Genomic DNA, 1,164 nt, shown 5'->3' on the forward strand with positions numbered 1-1,164 from the left:
TTAGGTCGATATTTCTATCGACTGCCGATTTAATGATGTTTGCGAGGCTAAATTCGCCGTCATCTTGCCTACCTTTGGCTTTTATATTTACGGTCTCAAATTTACTCTGCGCGTTTAGCTTTGCCATGTCTTTACTGAATTCGGCGTAACTTTTACCCGCGGCGATGGCTTCTAAACCCTCTTTGTCGCGCCCTAAAATTTGAGCTAAATAAAGCGCTGCAACCCGCAAGGATCACTGAAAGCACAACTAAAAATGCTATAATTGTTTTTTTCATCTAATAACTCCTTTTGCTCGCTTCGCTTAGAAACCTCGGCGAAGCCGCCGCGTTGCTGGTTTTGTTCTGCGCCTTGTTGCGCTAGCCCTGTGTTCTTGTCGTTTTCTGGCATTTGTTCTCCTTTTAAATTTGGTTTATTGAATTTTGAAATTTTTGCATTCGGGTCTGCTCCTTGCCAAACCGCGGATAGCTCCACGATTTCGCCCTCATAGATTTGATAATGATCTACTCCTTCGATCTTATCCATCTCCTTTACTTTATAATCCCCAAAGCCAACGCTTACCGAGTCGCTTAGCCCGGCTTTATATTTAGCGTAGGCTTCTTTTGAGCTGGCGACCTCATCGCTAAATTCGACCTTGACCTTAAAATCTCCGTTTTGGAATTTTTGGTCTGTGATTTTGCCGATCGCGTTTGCGAAGGTCGGCTCGTGGTCGAGATATAGGGTTTTAGCGTTAAATTTAACGCCACTCGTATCTACGCTCAAATAATACTCATCGCCCCAAAACGTGGCGCGCTTATGCAGATTGTTTTTGCTAAGCGCGATAAAGCTTATGGTTTTGTGCTCATCGTCAAACGCGGCATCTTTACCAAACGTTACGCTGAAATTCTTGATATCATCTAGTATTTTTTTATCCATTTTTGCCCCTTTTGATTTTTTCTATCTCTTGCAATTTCTGCACGATCTGTTTCTCCTTCTCAAGTTCATCGATATAAGTGTCATATTCGATGCCTTTTTCCCTCAAAACCTCGATGCGCGTTTTAAACCCCGCCTCGATAGCTTTGGCGTTTGCTACTACTTCTTTGCTCGGATCGATATACTCCCAACCTTGCGGTTTAAACGAAAAATGACGTAGCACGAGCTCGTAATCTCTCACGCTTATGCGGTTGT

Annotated in this window: 1 protein-coding gene and 1 pseudogene; both read right to left on the reverse strand. The window is 43.2% G+C overall.

The features are described from left to right. Positions 1 to 204: 204 nt before the first annotated feature. Positions 205 to 912 carry a hypothetical protein gene (locus tag Q0256_RS02555; protein ID WP_297959769.1) on the reverse strand — a complete coding sequence of 236 codons (708 nt, stop codon included), beginning with the start codon at positions 910 to 912 and terminating at the stop codon, positions 205 to 207. After that, positions 905 to 1,164, reverse strand: a pseudogene (locus Q0256_RS02560) (phage portal protein); the annotation flags it as partial. The gene Q0256_RS02555 and the pseudogene Q0256_RS02560, both read right to left, overlap by 8 nt.

It is taken from the genome of uncultured Campylobacter sp., assembly GCF_937949835.1.
Lineage (GTDB): Bacteria > Campylobacterota > Campylobacteria > Campylobacterales > Campylobacteraceae > Campylobacter_B.